Source organism: Ignavibacteriales bacterium, from assembly GCA_026390595.1.
Classification (GTDB): Bacteria; Bacteroidota; Ignavibacteria; order UBA10030; family UBA10030; genus UBA9647.
The window spans coordinates 1-18,849 of sequence record JAPLFQ010000032.1; the positions used below are offsets into that span (position 1 = coordinate 1).

Here is an 18,849-nt window from a genome sequence, read left to right on the forward strand (position 1 = left end):
TTGACCGGGAAGCTCATAAGCATGTAGTCATCAGTGATACAACGCTGATCGTCTAGCGATTGCGAGGATTATCAGTTGTCCTTCGGGACTCAGTGAGAGCGCCGTTACTTGCCGGGCGCCGTGCATGACGCCTAACGTTTAAGCAAGCCGCCGTTGCGAGCTGCCGGCATCGAACTGATCGTCAATTGCTCCGGCAGCGAGCAATGGAGCGAGCTCATTTCATTTTGCCAATCGTGAACTATACGCGCCTATGCAGTGAGCGAGCGCCGGCTTGCGTTTTGTTAGCCGCTGCCGCATCCTGGTAGATTACTTCCCGATTTCTCTCAACCCAACTCTGCCTAGAGGCGGCGCACGTTTCGAACCGTGTCGCATTCGTTTTGTCCTTTGCCTCTGGTTCGTTTCCGCTCCGCTTTCCGACCTTTGTCCCAAATCCATAAAGCCAAGTGCGCCGCCGGCCTGAGGGACGCTACTTCTTCCGAGCAATGCGGTGGCGGCTAACGTTTAGCCAAACCGCCGTTGCGAGCCGCCAGAATCGAACTGATCGTCGATTGCTCTGGCGGTGAGCAATGGAGCGAGCACTTTACATCTAGCCAATTCTTGTTTCAACATCGCCTATTAAGTGTGCGAGCGCCGGTCGAGCGCCGGTTTGGCGTTTGTTATGCGCAGGCAAAGAACTATATCGATCGCGTTTTGCGGCACAAAACCAAAGTCAACAAGATGATCTATAGCTCGCTGACATTTGTCGCTTAACGGCGGGAGCTAAGCTGCGCCGATGCGCTTTGAGATGAAAAGATTTTTACGATTGCAGTTGGTTTGGCGCTATTGTACTTCTTCAGATTGCGCTGCCCGTTCTTCTACAGGACTTGCTGCACCGAGCGCAGCTTGAGCGACCTGTTAGGCAGGCCGCGCTTACTACAGTGGATCGCTAAGCCATGCCAAGTACAACGGCATGGGAGAAGTTCGGACTGGTCCGACAATGGTGTTGATGGCGGCCGTTGCTGAAAAGAGATTCACGAACGACCTGTAATCGTCGAATGAGGTTCTGGTCGCGCTGAATGAATGGACCAACATCACGGTTGCGGTGCAGTGAAATCGCTGAGCCTCGAGAATGGCGGACGCCGTTCGGTGAAGCAATTGATACCGTAGGTTGTGAACTGACGACTCTGGCAACGACAGAAGCTTGAGTAAGTATGCCATTCGTTCACGCTTGCCAGCTGAGGCATTCTCAAGCCACTCAGACACGAAAGGTCCAAATGGCTCTTCGACTTTTCCTTCAACCATGATGGCTGTCAGTCCGTCCGCTCCACCGGCCAAGACGAAGAGATCGTTCTGAGAAGCCCGAGACCCGCCTGGTAAATCAACCTTGTGCTCCGGGAAACCTGCGAGAAAAGTCAGATTGTGAAGACGGAGTATATGAGATGAATCGAAGAGCCTCTTTAGGCTTTGCGGGAATCCATTCGCTCCTTGCCAGCTAAGCGCGAGCGATTTGGCGGAAAAGCCATCCTTCCAGTGCTTCTCAGGGTCCGCGAGAAGCTGCTGCCAGTCGGAAGCTTGAGATGTGGGCAAATAGAACATGGTCGTTCTCCTATTTTGAGATGCCGGTTATGAATCCATGACCAAGCTGGTAGACGACTGTCTCAAAGCGCTTCGCCGGCAGGTCATCGTTGAATTCGAGTACCACACAAAGGTTCTCTTGTTTGGCAGGGTCGAATGTCGCTTCCTCATACTGGCCAGAGAATAGCTCATTGGCCTTGGCCAACACGAGTTCGCGCATCCGCTGCTTGATGACAGCATGCTCTATGTTCAAGCCCAATAATTTGATACTCGTACGAGACAGATTGAACTCAAGAACGCCATTTGTGGCAGCGGCGAGCGAGAGAATCTGGGCCTTCTCATTGACATTCTGCCGTTGAAAGAAAAGATACTTCCTTTCGGCGGACTCCGCATTCGGTACATAGTCGACGCGGCTGAACTTAGGACCAGACACGATCGAAGGGAATTCAGAAGCGAGACGCTTCATCGCAAGGTCAGCGTAGTATCCGAATCCACGATTTGCCCGCTGTCCAAGAATTCGGTAGAGGGGCACAAGGAGCACCGCAACCGTGGATAGAGTTGTGAGCACTTGGGCAATCGTCTCGCCAGTGAACCCATCAAGATATACCCAGAATGATCCGGCAATGAGAGCAACGGCCGCCGGAATCAGTTCCTTTGCGCTGATAGAAGTGCCTACTGTCGTTGCCATGCTCGTCCTCCGATATGGGTGGTTCGTGTCGCGGCCTGCCGAACTATTGCTTATATGGTTTCCGTGTAAGACCACTGTATGTTCCACCGCAGCATGACACGCCACAGTGAGAATTTCCAAAAGCGCTCAGCCCAAACAAGTTATCGCAGCTCAGTTCACGGGCGAGATTGTTAGACAGTTTCGGCATGACATGGCACGCCTCTCGTTCCCTCGTGCCGCAAAACGCAGTATCAAATGAATCTTTGCTTGCGCATAACGTTTAGCCAAACCGCCGTTGCGGACCGCCGTACTAGCGAATTCCGATTTGCGGCGGGACGCAATGGAGCGAGCTCTATTCATTTTGCCAAACCCGAACTGTCTTGGCCTATCCAGTGAGCGAGCGTCGGTTTGGCGTTTGTTAGGCGTTCGTGACCGGAGGCGGTGCCATCCATTTGCTGCGTATGGATGCACGATGCTTCGACGTTTTGCTTAACAGCAAACCAAAGATCTGAATTCGCCACTCTCTCAAGATCTTTTCCCGCCGACGGGCATGACGCCTAACTAGTGCAAGAATGTACTTTCGCGTTTTCGCGCGGCATGGGCGTGCCAAAATCGCGTTTATTTTTCTCTTGGCTGTAAGATCTGATCAATGGGGCTCCGCAATGTGGCAATCTGCTTCCGGCTCACATGCGTGTAAATCTCCGTCGTTCTTACACTACTGTGCCCCAAGAGCTCCTGGATGAATCTGATGTCGGTTCCCTGCTCAAGTAAATGCGTCGCGAACGAGTGCCTTAACGTATGGATCGAGACATCCTTCTGTATGCCTGCCTTGGCCGCTGCGTTCTCAAACACCTTCTCTGCACTTCTCACCGAATACGGCCTGCCGGGTATCTGTCCCTCAAACAGCCACGTCCTCGGCTTGTAAGCCTTCCAGTATTGCCGCAGTACGTCCAACACACCATCGGAAAGCAACGTGTACCTGTCCTTCTTCCCTTTTCCCGAGCGGACATAGATCATTTTCCGCTCGCTGTCTATGTCCTCTGGCTTCAGAGTGACGACCTCACCCACACGCAGGCCAGCCGAGTACACGAGCATCATCATAACTCGATGCTTCAGATTCCCTAACCCGTCCAGGATCGCCCGCACTTCCTCGAGCGAGAGTACGACCGGTAGTTTCCTTCCCCGCTTCGGTCGCTCAATCTCTCCAACAGCAAATGGACGCTTGTACACCTCAACAAACAAGAACCGTAGGGAGTTAATGATCTGACTGATCGTCCCCGCAGATAGCCCTCTCTCCTCAATCTGAAACAGCAGATAGTCCCGCACGTCATCCACCGTGACTGTTTCAAGGCGCCGAGGCGACGAGTACTCTTCAAACGACCGGACACAACTCGTATAGGTCTTGATCGTTTTAGGGGAATAGTTGCGAATAGTCAGCTCCCTTCGCAGGGCCTCAAGAGTCGAGGAGGACTTTGTAGCCTGCTTCGGAGCCGGGGGTATTGATGGCTTCGATCGCTCATGAAAACCAAATGCGTCGGCAACAGAACGGTCAAGAATGCGCCAGTCTGTCTTAAATATCGTGAGAAGACTGTCGAGGACATCTCTCGTTCGTGGAAAGGTCCATGATCCCGCGACCAAATCCCTATGATGGCCGGGAATCGACCCGAGCAAACGAGTCTTCAGTTCATCGCATTCGCACTTGAGTCCCAATCGGTCGGGAGGCACAAGGAAGAATTGGGGTTTGGATCGGGGGGAGTGAGAATTGTCCGACTTCGAGGAAAGCATGCGCCCTCCGGTGAAATGATCCGATACATCTGTTCTCGCAGCGAGGCGTGAGCGTTCCAGAGATCAGGAATAATCCCTGAACGCGCATACGGTCAGAAGGAGCCACTGCCGCAAACGTACTGCTGTCTTGCTTAAGAATCAATAAGTACAAGTACTTACAAATCCTTGTAGCGTAAAGTACCGACAAGCACTCGTCGTCGAAAACAATTGGCAGGAATACTCCACGGCGGGAAACGTTGACAGGACGGGTCGGCAGCACATCGCACGCTATTTCACGCCGAGGTACCGGAGAAGGTTCGACAGGGCGGTTATCGCATCAAAAAGATTGACTTGATATGGAGAAGGTGGCGGCTTCATTGGGTTTTCTGTTGTTCCATAGACCGCGAGGTTTCTTCGCAACTTCGACTCCAGCTCGCTGGGAATGCGGAGGTCCGCAAAAGCGCGGTCGAGTAGCTTCTTTCTGTCCCGTTCAGCTAAATCGATTTGCAGTACGCCGAGAATGAACGCTTGTTCAAGCAAGTAGTCCTTCAACTCGGGGTACAAAATGCCAAGCGAATCTATGACGTGAATCGTCAGTTCAGGAAACCTAACATCGCGGAAATCCAAACGGCTCAATGCCCCTGGTGCAGAGGATTGTCTTGATCTTGAAGTGACCCGGGGAGGCTGAGTCTGGATCTCCGTCTCCGGAGCATTCGTCTTCTTGTCCTGAGGGAGTTTCGTCGAGTCCTGAATTCCGATGTTCCTTACGGGAGAGAGCTCCTGTGTCACTCTAGGAGGGCCTACCTGCGCAAGGGCGATGGCCGGCCAAAGGATCAGGACACCTATACAGAGCTGTGCCCGACATCGAAGGTTGGAAAATAAAGTCGTGTTGTATACTCTGAGTTGTTCAGGAGTAGGAGGACAAACTAGAGACGAGCCGGCCCTTCGGAAAGTTCCAACGCCTACGCAGCAATCTCGACAGGCTCTCGAACACCAATAACGTCGTACAGGGTCGTCCTCTGAGCCGCCGCGAAGCCCGACTCGTGAATCAACCGGATGCACTCTTCCGTGTTGGTCTTGTTCACGAAGTTGGCAGCCGCATGCACGTTCTCTTCCATAAGCGTTCCCCCAAAGTCATCTGCGCCGAAGTGGAGAGCGATTTGTCCGGTCTTCTTTCCTTCTGAAAACCATGAGGCCTGAATGTGCGGGAAATTGTCCAGGTAGATGCGCGAAAACGCAATCATTTGAAGATAGCGAGTCGGACTCGCATAGGTCGGGATGATCTTCTCGAGGGGCGTATTGCCGGGCTTGAACGACCAGGGGACGAACGCAGTGAAGCCTCCCGTCTCGTCCTGCAACGACCTGATACTCTCGAGGTGCTCCACAATGTCTTCGTCCGTTTCAAGGTGGCCGTACATCATTGTCGCGGTCGACCTGTAACCGATCTTGTGTGCCTCACGCATCACGTTCAGCCAGTCTTCGGAAGTGCCCTTCTTACTGCTGATCTTTTTCTTGACCCGATCAGAGAGGATCTCCGCTCCCCCGCCGGGGATCGACCGAAGTCCCGCATCCCATAATTTACGGAGAACCTCTGTAAGGGAATACCCCGAGATCTGCATCATCCCGATAATTTCTGAGGTGGAGTAGAAGTGCGGGTGAATCTGAGGCACTTCCGCTATCGCACGCCTCACCATCTCTGTATAATACTCAAACGGCAAAGAAGGATGCACTCCCCCCTGCAGGAGAACGGTCGTTGCACCGGCTTCAGCTGCTTCCTTGAACTTCTGGATCATGTGGTCCACAGTGTACGTGTACTCCCCCGCTTCACCGGGATGACGATAGAATGCACAGAAAATGCAATCGATGGTGCAGACATTCGAATAGTTCGGATTGGTGTCGAGAAGATACGTCACCGCCCGCTGCGGATTTTTGTTGAAACGGATCTCGTTCGCCAAAGCGCCGAGCTCAAGCAATTCTGCATTGCGGAGAAGGAACACTCCCTCACCCTTCGTGATCCGATGTCCCGCTCGTACTGATTCCTGGATTCCTTCTACTGTCATGCCCTCTGCTCAGAATGTAAGTGCGTATCCAGCTGATTTGAGTTCTTTGATGATGCTCAGGCTCGCTTCTTCCAGCTTCACCACGATTGGCTTCACGACAACGCCTGGAATATTCTTCGGGACCTCGACGTCTGTCATGTGCAACACCATCACATGGTTCTTTCCTAGATTGCCGACAAAGTGACCCAGTTCAAACATCGCGTAAGCAAGATCATCAGAATTGAGGACGAAGAATGCAAATTGCGCCCCCTCTTCCCTCGAAATAGTCTCAAGCGCAATCATTTCTCCGTGGCTGCGGTCAATCGGTATTTCTTCGACTCCCACATCTGAGAGAAACTCTGCTATCTGCTGCCGCAGAGGATCATTGATCTCGCCAATCACATACGCTTTCTTCGGTGCAGTCGGCGGCGCTGCCGCCTGGACAGGAGCAGCGGCTTCCGGCGGCGCTGCACTCTTCACAGGAGGTCTCAGTGTCCTCGGCCCTCCGGCTCCCTGCGGCTGGCTCTCTGACGGCGACGACAGAGGAGCGGGTGATGCCGCTTTGACCGGTTCTGCCGCCAACTCGGGAGTGGCTTTCAACTTCTCGAAGAGCTCCCGCATGCTTGTATAGATGAGGTTGGCCGACGCCTGATAAAACAATCCGCCATTCGCATCGCCGGTGATTTTGTTCTTGTATGGGAAACCGATTGGACCAACAACCTCCAGGGATTCGAGACAGGCTTTGCGCCATGCAAGGTACTTGTCCTGCATGCGCGCATTGTAGCCAGAGAAATCAAACCCGCCGAGAGGTGTGAGTTTCGCACCCTCGTCAACGAGCGATTCAAATCTCTGGATCATCGTCTCAGCCATACCGTAACCCGGTGTCTAGTTCTGGCGCAGCTTGCTGCCATCCGTTGTCCGATCCGCTTCCCCCTCAAGCGACGCAAGCAATCCTTCGAACAGATCGATCGCTTCGCGTTCACGTTCCCCTAAATGATAGTTGAATCCTTCCAGGTATTCCGTCGCTTCATGGGAACTCCATCCAATTCTCTTCGCGTGTGCGGCGCTGATGCGCTCAAGATCCAACTCTCCATTTTTGAGGGCCGTTTGGATCAAGGACGAAAGCTCCTCTCTTTTCTCGGTGCCAAGAGCGTTTCTCACTGCCCAGACTGCGAAGACAAATGGCAGCTTCTGCCAGTCATACCATTCGGCTGCCAGGTCATAGACGAGCTCAAAGCTCTGCAACCCCGTCTTTTGATGGCGCATGGCCTCATCACCGATGAGCAGCACCGCGTCAAATTCATCATAGCTGTTCACACCCGTGTGCATGCGCCTGAGCTCAGCCTTCACTCCATACTTTTTTTCAAGAAGGACCTGAAGAAGCCGTACGGACGTGGCAGTGTCGTCAACAATCCCGACGATCTTTCCCTGAAGTTCGCGCCATCCATGGTTTGAAAACAGCATGACGCTCTTGACCTGATCGCGGGTCGCTATGCAATACGGCAGTACCGTTAATCCCTCTTTCTGGCTGAAGTAATCACACAACGAGAACAACCCGGCATCGAGCTGATTGTTCCGCGCCAACACCCCCATGCGCCTCGGCGTCACCGGCAGCATCTTGAACTGACGCTTCTCGAAATGATGGTAGAACGGGACCGAATTGAGATACGGGATCTTCCCGACTACATCCGTCGCGTAGAGGTTCAGAGGATTGTAGTACACGTCGCGCTCCACGGGAATCTTGCCAGCGTCGCGAATGATCCTGATTATCTTCTCCTTCGTGAGCTGCATCGGGGCGATGGCACCAGCGTCGTGGGCTATCTTCTCACCGCCGACCGTTCCGTCGAGGTCGTCCGCGCCGAAGTTCAAAGCAACGGAAGCCACCTCCTCCGTCAACATCACCCAATACGCCTTGATATGCGGGAAGTTGTCAAGCATCAGTCTCGACACCGCAATCATCTTGAGATCATCGATGGCAGACGTGAAGCGGTTTGTGGGCTTGATACCTGTTGCACCAGGCTGAAATGCCAGAGGTATGAACGTCAAGAACCCGCGCGTTTCATCCTGCAAGGTCCGAAGCCTTATCAAATGCTCAACACGCTCCTCCTGCGTTTCGATGTGGCCGTAGAGGATCGTGCTGTTCGTCGGAATACCGAGCCTGTGCGCTGCTCTGTGAATATCGAGCCACGCCTTCGCTCCGATTTTCGAGCTGAACAGGCGCTTGCGAACTCTTTCAGAAAACACTTCGGCTCCGCCCCCCGGCATTGTGCGCAGTCCGGCTTCCTTCAGCTGCCGCAGAACTTCTTCTATCGAAAGCTTGAATTTCTTATGGAAGAAATCGATTTCAACCGCCGTGAACGCCTTGATATCGACGTTGGGAAAATGCTTCTTGATCTGCCGCAGCATATCGAGATAGTATTCCCACTCCCAATCGGGATGCAGCCCTCCGGTGATGTGCACCTCGTGAATCTCCGGGGTCAGCTTGCTCAGAATATCATGCACCGTCATTTCGTATGCTTGCGGGCGCCCCTTCTTTGTCGCGAAGTCACAGAACTTGCAGGCAAGCACGCATACGTTCGTCGGCTCGATCTTCTGGTTGAGCACAAAATACACAGCATCGCCGCTCCGCTCCCTTTGTACGGCGTGCGCCATCTTCCCCAGCGAAATGACATCGGTGGTCCCGAAGAGGGTCAGCCCGTCTTCAAGATTCAGCCTTTCGCCCTGCTGCACCTTCTCCCAGATCGGAAGGAGATTCGTGTCACGAAAATGAATTGTCTGCGCCATCACCTTCCCGCATTATGACCAATACTCTTTCCAACGACTATCGACTTTCTTCACTACTTCTTCCGGCATGCGCAATGGTTCCGGGTAGCCGGCTTTCCACGTCGCGTCGATGCCCATCACGCCCTTATATATCGGTGCGATTCCCTGCAGCGTCTGTTCTCTGAAGACAACATCCCGTTCACAATCAAAACGCGTAAACACACCCCAAATGGAATTCTCCTGGTCTTTGATGTTCACATCCTCGCTGACCGCCGCGATAATTCTGAGATGTTGGAGCTCCCGGCGCCTGACCAGTTTGTCTACGATCGCTCTGCCTTTGCCGGCAACTGTCACCGTCAGGAAGCAATTGTCGGCTATGTGCGCATCGAGTATGCGCCGATCCATGGCTCGGATGTCCGCAAGCCGGGCGCGCCCGGTCGATTTCACCTTCGCAGGCTCGGCAGCACGATGCTTCTTCGTTGCATCGAGTATCATCCTGCTTCCCAGCTCGGTCTTGAAGCTCGTGAAGTCAAGCGTGTCCATCGGTACCTTCGGCAACAGCACGAAATCAAAATACGGGTCGAAGTGATCCCGAATCTCACCCAAGACCGCACTCCAACTGCGCACATCGACGCCTGCGCTCACGAGGATCATGGATTTCGTCAGCGAAAGCTGGCCGGTGCCGAGCAACCCAAGAGCGGTCTTCATTGCTTCTTTCTTGTACCGCGCGTTAACCGAAACGACGAGGAGGTTATGGAAGCCCCCCTCGTAGTACGCCCACACATCTCTGATTTCGCTGTGAAGAACTCGTGCCAGCGGGCCGAGTATCTGCTGCGTCGCGTCGCCGAGGAACTTGTCTTCCATCGGCGGTATACCCACAACAGTCGCCGGATAGACCGGGTTCCGCCGGTGGGTCATCGCTTTCACATGAAACACAGGAAACGGAGCCGAATGCGAGTAATGCCCGAAGTGATCGCCGAACGGACCTTCTTTTCTTCGCTCCTTCTGCGGCACCACGCCTTCGAGAATGAATTCCGCCTGGGCCGGGACCTGAATTGATACGCTTTTCCCTTTTGTCATGGCTATCGGGCCGCCGCGCAGGAACGCTGCGAATGCCACCTCATCCATTCCTTCGGGAAGGGCGGCGACAGAGGCAAGCAGAAGCGCCGGCTCGGTGCCGAGAGCAACAGCGAGTTCAAGATCCTGTCCGAGCTGCTCGGCCTGATGATAATGGAATCCGCCCCCCTTCTGAATCTGCCAGTGCATGCCGGTGGTCAACTGGTCGTACACGTGGATGCGGTAAATTCCGACATTTCGTTTTGCATTCACCGGGTCATAGGTGAAAACCTGCCCGAGCGTCACAAACTTGCCGCCATCTCCCGGCCAACAGGTTTGGATCGGCAACGTGTCGAGATTCGGCCCGAGAACGACTTGCTGCGAATCTGCCACTCGTACACGCCGTCCGCGGGCAGAGAGGATCCGTCTGAACATGCTTCTCCGGTCCCACATCGCGCCGAAACTCGGCGGCGTCAGGCCGTCAACAAAATTGAAGAGCTCCTGACCAATCTGTTCCGGATGTCTCCCCAATGCATGCTCGATGCGGCGCTCGGTGCCATACACGTTTATCACGAGCGGAAACTGCGAGCCCTTCACGTTCTCAAACAACAACACCGGCTTGTTCTCCCTCAGGGAACGAACAGCGATTTCCGTCACTTCCAAAAACGGATCGACCTCTGCCTTTATTCTCCGCACCTCTCCGATGGATTCGAGATAACGAAGAAACTCCCCCAGCGATTTAAAGTGCATCGGAATTCCCTAAGAGAAAGCACCCTTGAAATTGTCGATTGCCAATTTTCGATTATCGCTTGCCGGTTGTCAATTGGCGATTATCAATTGACCATTCACAATTCTTCCGCTCTCCACCCCTTCGATTCCCGGACACCAATCACACCGAGGACCTTATCTACGAACCCCTGCACGTACTCGTCGACCGTCTTCGGCACGAAGTAGAGCGGCGGGGAGATGGGCATGATGACGGCGCCGCTCCTCGAAAGCGCAGCACACTGTTCGAGCGTGATCGTCGAGAGCGGCGTCTCGCGAACGCAGATGACGAGCTTGAACCGTTCCTTCAACGCGACCTGTGCAGTCCGTGTGATGAGCGAATCACCGATCCCCGACGCGATCTTCCCGAGCGTCGAGGTTGAGCATGGAAGGATCACGTATGCGTCGAACCGGTTCGAGCCGGACGCCACAGGAGCCGTGAGGTCTTCATCAGAGAACTCAGTCTTCACGTATGGATGAAGATCCTTCACGTTGATACCGAGTTCATCCTTCAGCAAAACCTTCCCCCACTTGCTGACGATGAGATACTTATCCCCTTCACACTGCTTCACGAACTCGCGTGCGTAGACCGCTCCGGAGGAGCCGGTAATGCCGATGACGATTCTCATGGGAAGTATGCTCCGACGACGATCATGCCCAGGACCACAAAGCCGAGCACCGCGTTGATCTTGAAAAATGCCAGCTCCACATCGCCCGCTTTCTTGTGCTCAAGATACAGCAGGTATCCCGACAGCATAAGAAGAGGAAGCGCCGCGAGCGCCTTGATATAGAGTATGAAGAGAAGCGCCAACGAACCGAACGCGAGGACGTGCAACAACGCCGAGATGCGCAGGGCTTTCGTCCTTCCGTAGCGCGAGCTGAACGAATACAGTTGTTCCGTCCGGTCGAAGAGTTCATCCAACGTCGAATAAATGATATCAAACCCCGTCACCCATAGGAGCGTAAACAGCGAAAGCAGCGCTCCGGGGACGATGTTCTGCAATGATTGTTCGACGGCGAACCACCCTCCGAGCGGCGCCATGGCGAGCCCGAGCCCGACGCCGAAATGGGCCAGCGCAGTGAACCGTTTCATGTATGGGTAGAGGGTGAAAATGAGAAGCGGCAAAGGCGATAACGCCAGGCAGAAAGGCGAGATGAGCGCAGCAGATCCCAGATACATGCCGACACCGACTGCGAGGACCAGGAGCGCCTCGGGAACATTCATCCGCCCGCTGGGAAGTTCGCGCACAGCCGTGCGCGGATTACGCCGGTCGATCTCCCGGTCGATGATCCGGTTCAGCGCGAGCGCTGCAGTCCGAGCCCCCGTCGCCGCTGTGAGAATCAGCAGCAACAGCATGAGCGTAGGCGGTGCCTTGGATGCAAGAAAGGCGCCACTGTATATGAGCGGGAGCGAGAAAAGCGTGTGTTCGATCTTGATGAACCGTAGGAACTTCTGAAGTCGCTGCAACAATACCCCTTGAGGCAATGATGGTAGATTTTTCTTCAATATAGCGCAAAATGGTACGGCAATCAAGAATAGCCAAAACGCCAAAAAAAAATGCCATCAACAAGGATGGCATCTTCTACAGCTGGAATTATGGAAGAGCTACTTAATGCCGGCGCCGCTTTCCAGATCGCCGTTCACGGTCAACACGGCGAGTTTGCCTGTGCTGTCGCTTGCGGCAAGGAGCATACCGTTCGATTCCTGTCCCATCAGTTTGGCAGGCTGGAGGTTCGTAACGACCACAATCATCTTTCCCACCAAATCCTCCGGCTTATAGTGCTGCGCGATGCCGGCTACGACCTGGCGCCGTTCCGTCCCGATCTCCAGCTGAACCTTCAGCAACTTGTTCGATTTGGGAACGAGCTCCGCAGACACGACGCGCGCGAGCTTCAGCTCCACCTTCTTGAAATCATCTATGGTGATGAGCGGCTTCACGTCCGCCGGAGGTTTTGGCGCTTCCACCGGTGCCGGTTCATTCAATGCCTTGATGATCCCGTCTATCTGTTCGTCTTCGATCTTAGTCACCAGTATCTCCGATTTTCTGAATGTATGGCCGGGTTGCAGCGGCCGGTCTCCGGCACTCTCCCACCCTGCTGCACTCGGAGCCCCTTCGAGGTTCAGCGTTTCCCAAATCTTCCGTGCAGTCGAAGGAACGACAGGTTCCATGAGAATCGCCAGAGAACGGACAACCTGAAGGCAAATATTCAGCGTCGTCGCACAATGCTCCGGATTGGATTTGAACGATTTCCACGGCTCGCTGTCGTTGAAGTACTTGTTCGCGGCCCTCGCGAGATTCATCGACTCGATAACCGCCTCGCGGAACTTATACCGTTCGTACAATGCTCCGACTTTCGCCGGAGTTTCTGCGATCACCGCTGCCATGTCTGCGTCGCGGGCATCCAGCGGACCGAGGACAGGAACCGCTCCGCCGAAGTTCTTCTCCGTGAACGCGAGAGTGCGGTTCACGAAGTTCCCGAATATGTCGGCGAGTTCGTTGTTCGTCCTGGCTTGAAAATCCTTCAGGTAGAAATCACTGTCACGCGACTCGGGAAGATTGATCGCCAGCGTGTAGCGAAGCGAATCCGCCGGGAAATGGTTGAGGAAGTTCTCGAGATCTATTCCCCATCCCCTGCTCTTCGAGAATTTCTGACCTTCAAAATTGAGGAATTCGTTGGCCGGCACATTTTCCGGAAGGATATACTGTTCCTTTCCGGAGTCGTTCCAGGCCATCAACATCGCAGGGAACACGATACAATGGAACACAACGTTGTCTTTGCCGATAAACGCTACGTATTTCGTGTCCTGGCCAAGCCAGTACTCCTTCCACTTCTCAGGTTGTCCGATCCGTGCAGCCCATTCTTTTCCGGAAGAGATGTAACCCAGAACTGCATCGAACCAGACGTACAGCACTTTCTTTTCGTATCCGGACACAGGCACAGGAACGCCCCAGCTGAGATCCCTCGTCACGGCCCGGTCCTGCAACCCGTCTTTGAACCAGCTTTCGCAGTACCGCAGAACGTTATCCTTCCATCCATCCCGCTCGGACCGCTCCTTCACGTACGCAACCAGCCGTTTCTGAAAATCTCCGAGGGGAAAATACCAGTGCGACGTGGTCCGGACAACCGGCGTGGTACCGCACAGCTTGCACTTCGGATCGATCAGCTCGGATTGGTTGAGCCACGTGCCGCAGTTTTCGCACTGATCACCCCGGGCCTCCGGCTTCTTGCAATTCGGACACGTCCCTTCGACGTAACGGTCTGCAAGGAACATCCTGTCCTTTTCGCAGTAGAGCTGTTGTTCTTCCTTCTCTTTCAGTACGCCACGGCGGTGGAATTCCGCAAAGAATTCCTGCGCTGTCGCATGATGGAGAGGCAGCGAAGTCCTCGAGTAATTGTCGAAGCTCATGCCGAACTTGTCAAAGGCGGCTTTGTTCAGACTATGATAGCGGTCTACGACGGCCTGCGGCGTGATCTTCTCTTTCTCCGCGGTCACTGTAATGGCGACCCCGTGTTCATCAGAACCGCACAGAAACAGGACATCGCGCTTCTTTGCCCGCTGATAGCGAACGTACATATCGGCGGGGAGATACGCTCCCGCCAGATGGCCAAGGTGGAGCAATCCGTTTGCGTACGGCAATGCCGCGGTGACGAGTATTCTCTTGGGCTGTGATTTCACGAAATGTCTGCTAGGATGATGCCAGATGGCGTTTCAGGTCAATTGCAAGTGACGTGACGACAAGAGGAAGGTAGCCATTTTTGCCAACAAGAGCAATGCTGGTCTCGACACTGCCGAGCGCGTCGGAGAGACGGGCACGTGGAAATTTCTCATTGAAGCTGGTCAGATCTTTGAGCTGCTCACGGTTCAACAATCCGCTTTCACCCTGTTCGCGGAGCACCATCGCGTCTCGCAGCCACACGCCCAGCAATTTCATCCATCGCTCGACCGCATTTCTGTCTCCGAGCGCAACGATCCGTTCCACTTCGAGGGCAAGCGGGATCTTCTGAGTACCAAGGAGCAGCCGCAGAAATTGCACAGCCTCCCGCCGCTGTGCGACGATATCGATCGAAAGCAATTCGAGCGCGGCCGTGTGGCTCCCGTCCGCCAATCGGGCCACAAGCGCCGCCTGTTCCGGTTCCACGCCGTGGCGGTCAATCAGCGCGGCCTGCAATTCCTCCTCACTGAGCGGATCGAACTGAACGAGCTGGCACCTCGAGAGTATTGTCGGCAGCAGCTGTTCCTTGTGCGCGGTGGTCAAGATGAAGACGGAATCGGAAGGAGGCTCCTCGAGCATTTTCAAGAGCGAGTTGCTCGCCTCCGGGTTCATTTCCTCGGCGTGCGATATGATGAATACGCGCTTCCCGCCTTCAAAGGATGAAAGCGAGGCCTCACGGCGGAGAGTGCGGACGCTGTTGATTTTGATGAAATTCGCCTTGGGTACCAGTATTCTGTGGTACGGGTTCTCCGCTTTCAGTTTCAGCTGTCCTTGGATCGACTCGATCTGCTCTTCCGTCAAGCCCGCGACAGGATCATCGCCCGATTGCTCGTTCTTCCCTACCGGCAGGGCAACGATGAGACGGAGGTTCGGATGCTGAAGCTGGTCGACTTTCCGGCAGCTTGCGCATACTCCGCACGGGTCAGCTGGGTTCACCTGGCAATTCAGGGCGCGGCCAACCTCGATCGCCATTGCGTCCTTCCCTACTCCTTCGCCTCCCCAGAACAAATGCGCGTGCGCCACAGAGCCCGACGAAAGGACCCGCCTCAGCAGCTCTTTGACCCGATGTTGACCGATGATTCTGTCCCAACCCATGCGCAGTACCTAAAATGAATGGCCGATACCGAAGTGAAGCACAAGTGCCCCGAGCGTTTCTTTGTAGAACTTTTTCTGTGAGATCCACTGCCGTTCCTGTTCCGCTGATGGATCGTAGACTCTGAATCCAAGATCAATGCGAATCGGACCGGCAATTGTCGCGTATCGTATGCCGAGGCCAGCCGCCATCGCAATTTCACTCGCCTTCACGTCGCTGGCTCTTGGCCAGACATTTCCGAAATCATAGAAGAACACCAGGGAGAATCGACTGAACTCAACGAACCCGAGGCGGCCGGCATTGCGGAGAAGATTCCACCGAGTCTCGATGCTCCCTTCAAACACAGCGTTCCCTCCTTCTTCAGGAAGCCGTGACGCAGCAAGACCCCGAGCCCCCCACCCGCGAACGCTGCCGCTCCCGCCCCCGAAAAACCTTCTCGTAACAGGCACAGGCGCCGGGGAATTGCCGTAGAGTTCGGCAACGCCTCCGTACAACCGGAAAGCCCAGATCGCCGCCTTATCCCGCAACGGGTCCACGTACCATTGGCCGCGGCCGGAGAGCTTCACATACTTCGAATACGGCAGGTCCGTCCCAAACAAACTGCCGAATACGGAAGGTATGACGCCCGCTTCTTCGATGCTGACCGAGTGGAAGAATCCGCCAGATGGATAGAAGATGTCGTTCCGTTTGTCCCGCTGGAGTGTAAATGAGAGAATGGAATTGAACTGCGGGCGCCGATCGATGCTCAGCGAATCGAAGTAGAGTGCGGCGACAGTCGCGTTGATCGCCTCGTAGCCGATTCGTTCCAGACTCCATTCGAGAAACGCGGTCGTATACCGCGCAGTCTGCGACGTGACTGCAAATCGGCCGCGAATGATCGGATTGAAATAATATTTGTGCCTCTTCTCCACGATGAATGAGAGAGAAGGTGTGAAGGAAGTTTTGTTGTTGAAAAAGTAGGGCTGGTTGATCTGGAACGAAAGTTCGGCATTTCCGATGACGGAGCTGTCCCTAAGTCCCGTCCCACTAAACACCCGCGAGAACTCCACGTCCTGTATGGACTGGAGCTGGAATTGGAACTTCGTTTCGAAATTCCTCGCCCCGCCGAAAAAGTTCCTGTTATTATAGCTTACACCAAGAAGGATGTTGAACGCGTTGTTCTCGTCGTTGACACCGATTTCAGGAACAAGTTCCTGGAACGGGCGCGGGCGGACGAATACCTGCGTCGAAATATCGAATGTCGTGTCGGCCTTCACACCGATGACCGGCTCGATGCGCGATGTCTCGAAAACGCCAAGTCTGTTCAGGTTACGCTCGCTGTCGGATCGTTTTGCCTCGCTGTAGAAATCCCCTTTCTGAAAATCGAGGTGCCGCAGAATCGCGCCTTCATCAACAGCTCCGGATGCGATGGAATCCTGCCGCACCGTGATACCGCCGAACACATACCGTTTGCCCCTGGTAATCGCGATCACCAGCCTGATGTTTCCGGTCGACGTATATCTGTACGGGACAATGCTATCGACCCGGACATCGGCATATCCGTTGTTGAAGAACGCGTTGACGATCCGGGCGCGTTCGCCGATAACGCGGTCGGCGACATAGGGCTCCCCTGGTACGACCAGCGGGCGTGCTTCTATTTCTTCCACGACAGACTGCGGAAGGTCTTCAAACCCGACTCGCTGAATCGAATCGATGAGCGACCGATGTCCCTCATGAATGAGAAACGACAACGCAATGGTCTTGCGGCCGAAGTCGGGGCGGAGGAGCGTGTCGATGTGAACTGAAAAGAATCCCTGATCCCTGTAGAACGCCTGAAGGCGGGTATGGTCCTGTTCGAAGCGAGTCCGATCGAAATACTCGGGCTTGTCGCCGAGTTTCTCGCTGATGGTGTACATGAACTTCCAGAATCCGGCCGGCGATTCCTTGGTCTGCATGATACCGAGCAACGCGTCATCGCGGAACGATTCGTTCCCCTCGAAACGCATTCCCGAGATTTCAAGCCCCTGCGTCTGTTCCTGCGCGGCAAGCAACGCAGCGCAGCCCGCAAGGAAGAGAACGATATTGAGTAACCGGCAGTTCATCGGGAGTTCATAAAAAAACCCAGCCGCGCAACGCTGGGTTCAAACCTGGCCCTTACCAGTTTCACGGAGGGCAACCTCATCCGAGGTGGAGTGGAATTAGTACTCTTTGTCGTCTTCAAAAAAGAAATCTTCATCGGTCGGATAGTCCGGCCAAATCTCCTCCATACTTTCGTACGGCTCGTCGCTGTCTTCCAATTCTTCCAGATTCTGCAAAACCTCCAGCGGCGCCCCCGTTCTCACAGCATAATCGATCAATTCCTCCTTGGTTGCGGGCCACGGCGCGTCATCCAGATACGATGCTAATTCGAGTGTCCAAATCATTGCTCAAAATCTCCTCCGAACTCATCAACCACCCGGGAACATCCCCCCCGAGTCTCCACGACTACTGGCTCGATGCGAGCTGTTCTTTAATCTTTTTGTAATCAACGTCGTCAAAGAAATAATCAACGGGATTCTGCAGCACGCCATTCAGGCGCACTTCGTAATGCAGATGCGGGCCCGTGGCGATGCCTGTCTTGCCGGACAGCGCAATCGTTGCGCCCCGCTTCACACGTTCTCCCGGTCGGACCAACACTTTGCTCAGATGGCCGTACACCGTCGTGTATCCGTATCCATGACTTACCACAACCATGACTCCCAACCCGGCTTCAGTACGCCCGGCAGCTTCCACGACGCCATCACCCGTCGAGTGCACCGGCGTGCCGATGTCGTTCGAGATATCGAGACCTTCATGCATCCTTACATCGTGGAAAACAGGATGAAATCTCATCCCGAACCCATGCATCGAATAATATCCAGCCATCGGCTTGATGGCAGGCAGACAAGAATACATTCCTTTGTTCCGGTCATATTTCTGGACAGCTTCGGTGTAGCTCGTCTGCTGAAGCTGTACTTCCTTCTCTGCCTTCGACATCGAAAGCCGGAGATCGTTGAGCACCCTGTTGACGCCGCTGGGCACCCCAAGGTCAATACGTTCATCCGTTCCGCCAAATCCCGCAGATCGAGTATCATCATCGAGCTTCGGGAGGTCTACCAACAACCGCAATTCGTTTCCCTGATCGCTCAGGGCCGCGAGTTTGTTCTGCAATCCCTGGAGTCTGACGCCAATTGTCCGAAGCTGATCGCGCAAGATGGAATTTTCGGCAACGAGAACCTGATTCCTCTGGAGGCCGAGACCGAGAACATCGTCAAACATCTGGTTCGTGACGAATCCGGCGCCGAGCACGAGCATCCCAAGGATCATCGAGATCGTGGTGACTTTCGTCTTAAACCATCGAGCCTCGATGAAACTGAGAGATTTCGACGAGAAATAGTAAAGTCTGAATCTCTTCATCCTGTAGTTGGGCCGTAT

Annotated in this window: 15 protein-coding genes; all 15 read right to left on the reverse strand. The window is 54.5% G+C overall.

What is annotated here, in order from left to right; translation table 11 throughout:
• Window positions 1–912 precede the first annotated feature (912 nt).
• A complete protein-coding gene (locus NTU47_17000; protein MCX6135506.1) occupies window positions 913–1,575 on the reverse strand; it encodes a hypothetical protein in 663 nt (220 codons plus the stop codon).
• Window positions 1,576–1,585: 10 nt separating this feature from the next.
• Window positions 1,586–2,242, reverse strand: a complete 657-nt coding sequence (locus NTU47_17005; protein MCX6135507.1) for a hypothetical protein — start codon at window positions 2,240–2,242, stop codon at window positions 1,586–1,588.
• A gap of 597 nt (window positions 2,243–2,839) precedes the next feature.
• A complete protein-coding gene (locus NTU47_17010; GenBank protein ID MCX6135508.1) occupies window positions 2,840–4,006 on the reverse strand; it encodes a site-specific integrase in 1,167 nt (388 codons plus the stop codon).
• A 267-nt stretch (window positions 4,007–4,273) separates the two neighbouring features.
• A complete protein-coding gene (locus NTU47_17015) occupies window positions 4,274–4,774 on the reverse strand; it encodes a hypothetical protein (protein ID MCX6135509.1) in 501 nt (166 codons plus the stop codon).
• 173 nt (window positions 4,775–4,947) lie between these two features.
• Window positions 4,948–6,045, reverse strand: a complete 1,098-nt coding sequence (mqnC, locus tag NTU47_17020) for a dehypoxanthine futalosine cyclase (protein MCX6135510.1) — start codon at window positions 6,043–6,045, stop codon at window positions 4,948–4,950.
• A 9-nt stretch (window positions 6,046–6,054) separates the two neighbouring features.
• Window positions 6,055–6,894 carry a nucleotide-binding protein gene (locus NTU47_17025; protein MCX6135511.1) on the reverse strand — a complete coding sequence of 280 codons (840 nt, stop codon included), beginning with the start codon at window positions 6,892–6,894 and terminating at the stop codon, window positions 6,055–6,057.
• A gap of 15 nt (window positions 6,895–6,909) precedes the next feature.
• Window positions 6,910–8,808, reverse strand: a complete 1,899-nt coding sequence (gene mqnE, locus NTU47_17030) for an aminofutalosine synthase MqnE (protein ID MCX6135512.1) — start codon at window positions 8,806–8,808, stop codon at window positions 6,910–6,912.
• Window positions 8,809–8,820: 12 nt separating this feature from the next.
• Entirely contained in the window at window positions 8,821–10,593 is a 1,773-nt protein-coding gene (locus tag NTU47_17035; protein MCX6135513.1) for a UbiD family decarboxylase, read from the reverse strand.
• A 95-nt stretch (window positions 10,594–10,688) separates the two neighbouring features.
• Window positions 10,689–11,237 (reverse strand): UbiX family flavin prenyltransferase, encoded by a 549-nt coding sequence (locus NTU47_17040; protein ID MCX6135514.1) that lies wholly within the window; start codon window positions 11,235–11,237, stop codon window positions 10,689–10,691.
• Window positions 11,234–12,076, reverse strand: coding sequence for a putative 4-hydroxybenzoate polyprenyltransferase (ubiA, locus tag NTU47_17045; protein ID MCX6135515.1), 843 nt, complete (start codon window positions 12,074–12,076; stop codon window positions 11,234–11,236). The genes NTU47_17040 and ubiA overlap by 4 nt, the downstream gene beginning before the upstream one ends.
• A 138-nt stretch (window positions 12,077–12,214) precedes the next feature.
• Window positions 12,215–14,287 carry a methionine--tRNA ligase gene (metG, locus tag NTU47_17050; GenBank protein MCX6135516.1) on the reverse strand — a complete coding sequence of 691 codons (2,073 nt, stop codon included), beginning with the start codon at window positions 14,285–14,287 and terminating at the stop codon, window positions 12,215–12,217.
• 10 nt (window positions 14,288–14,297) lie between these two features.
• On the reverse strand, window positions 14,298–15,419 hold the full coding sequence (holB, locus tag NTU47_17055) for a DNA polymerase III subunit delta' (protein ID MCX6135517.1): 1,122 nt from the start codon (window positions 15,417–15,419) through the stop codon (window positions 14,298–14,300).
• A 9-nt stretch (window positions 15,420–15,428) separates the two neighbouring features.
• The gene (locus NTU47_17060; GenBank protein MCX6135518.1) at window positions 15,429–17,498 is read right to left on the reverse strand and encodes a BamA/TamA family outer membrane protein; all 2,070 of its coding nucleotides are present in this window, start codon (window positions 17,496–17,498) and stop codon (window positions 15,429–15,431) included.
• 96 nt (window positions 17,499–17,594) lie between these two features.
• The gene (locus NTU47_17065) at window positions 17,595–17,819 is read right to left on the reverse strand and encodes a DUF2795 domain-containing protein (protein MCX6135519.1); all 225 of its coding nucleotides are present in this window, start codon (window positions 17,817–17,819) and stop codon (window positions 17,595–17,597) included.
• Window positions 17,820–17,880: 61 nt separating this feature from the next.
• Window positions 17,881–18,831, reverse strand: coding sequence for a M23 family metallopeptidase (locus NTU47_17070; GenBank protein ID MCX6135520.1), 951 nt, complete (start codon window positions 18,829–18,831; stop codon window positions 17,881–17,883).
• Between the last annotated feature and the right edge of the window lie 18 nt (window positions 18,832–18,849).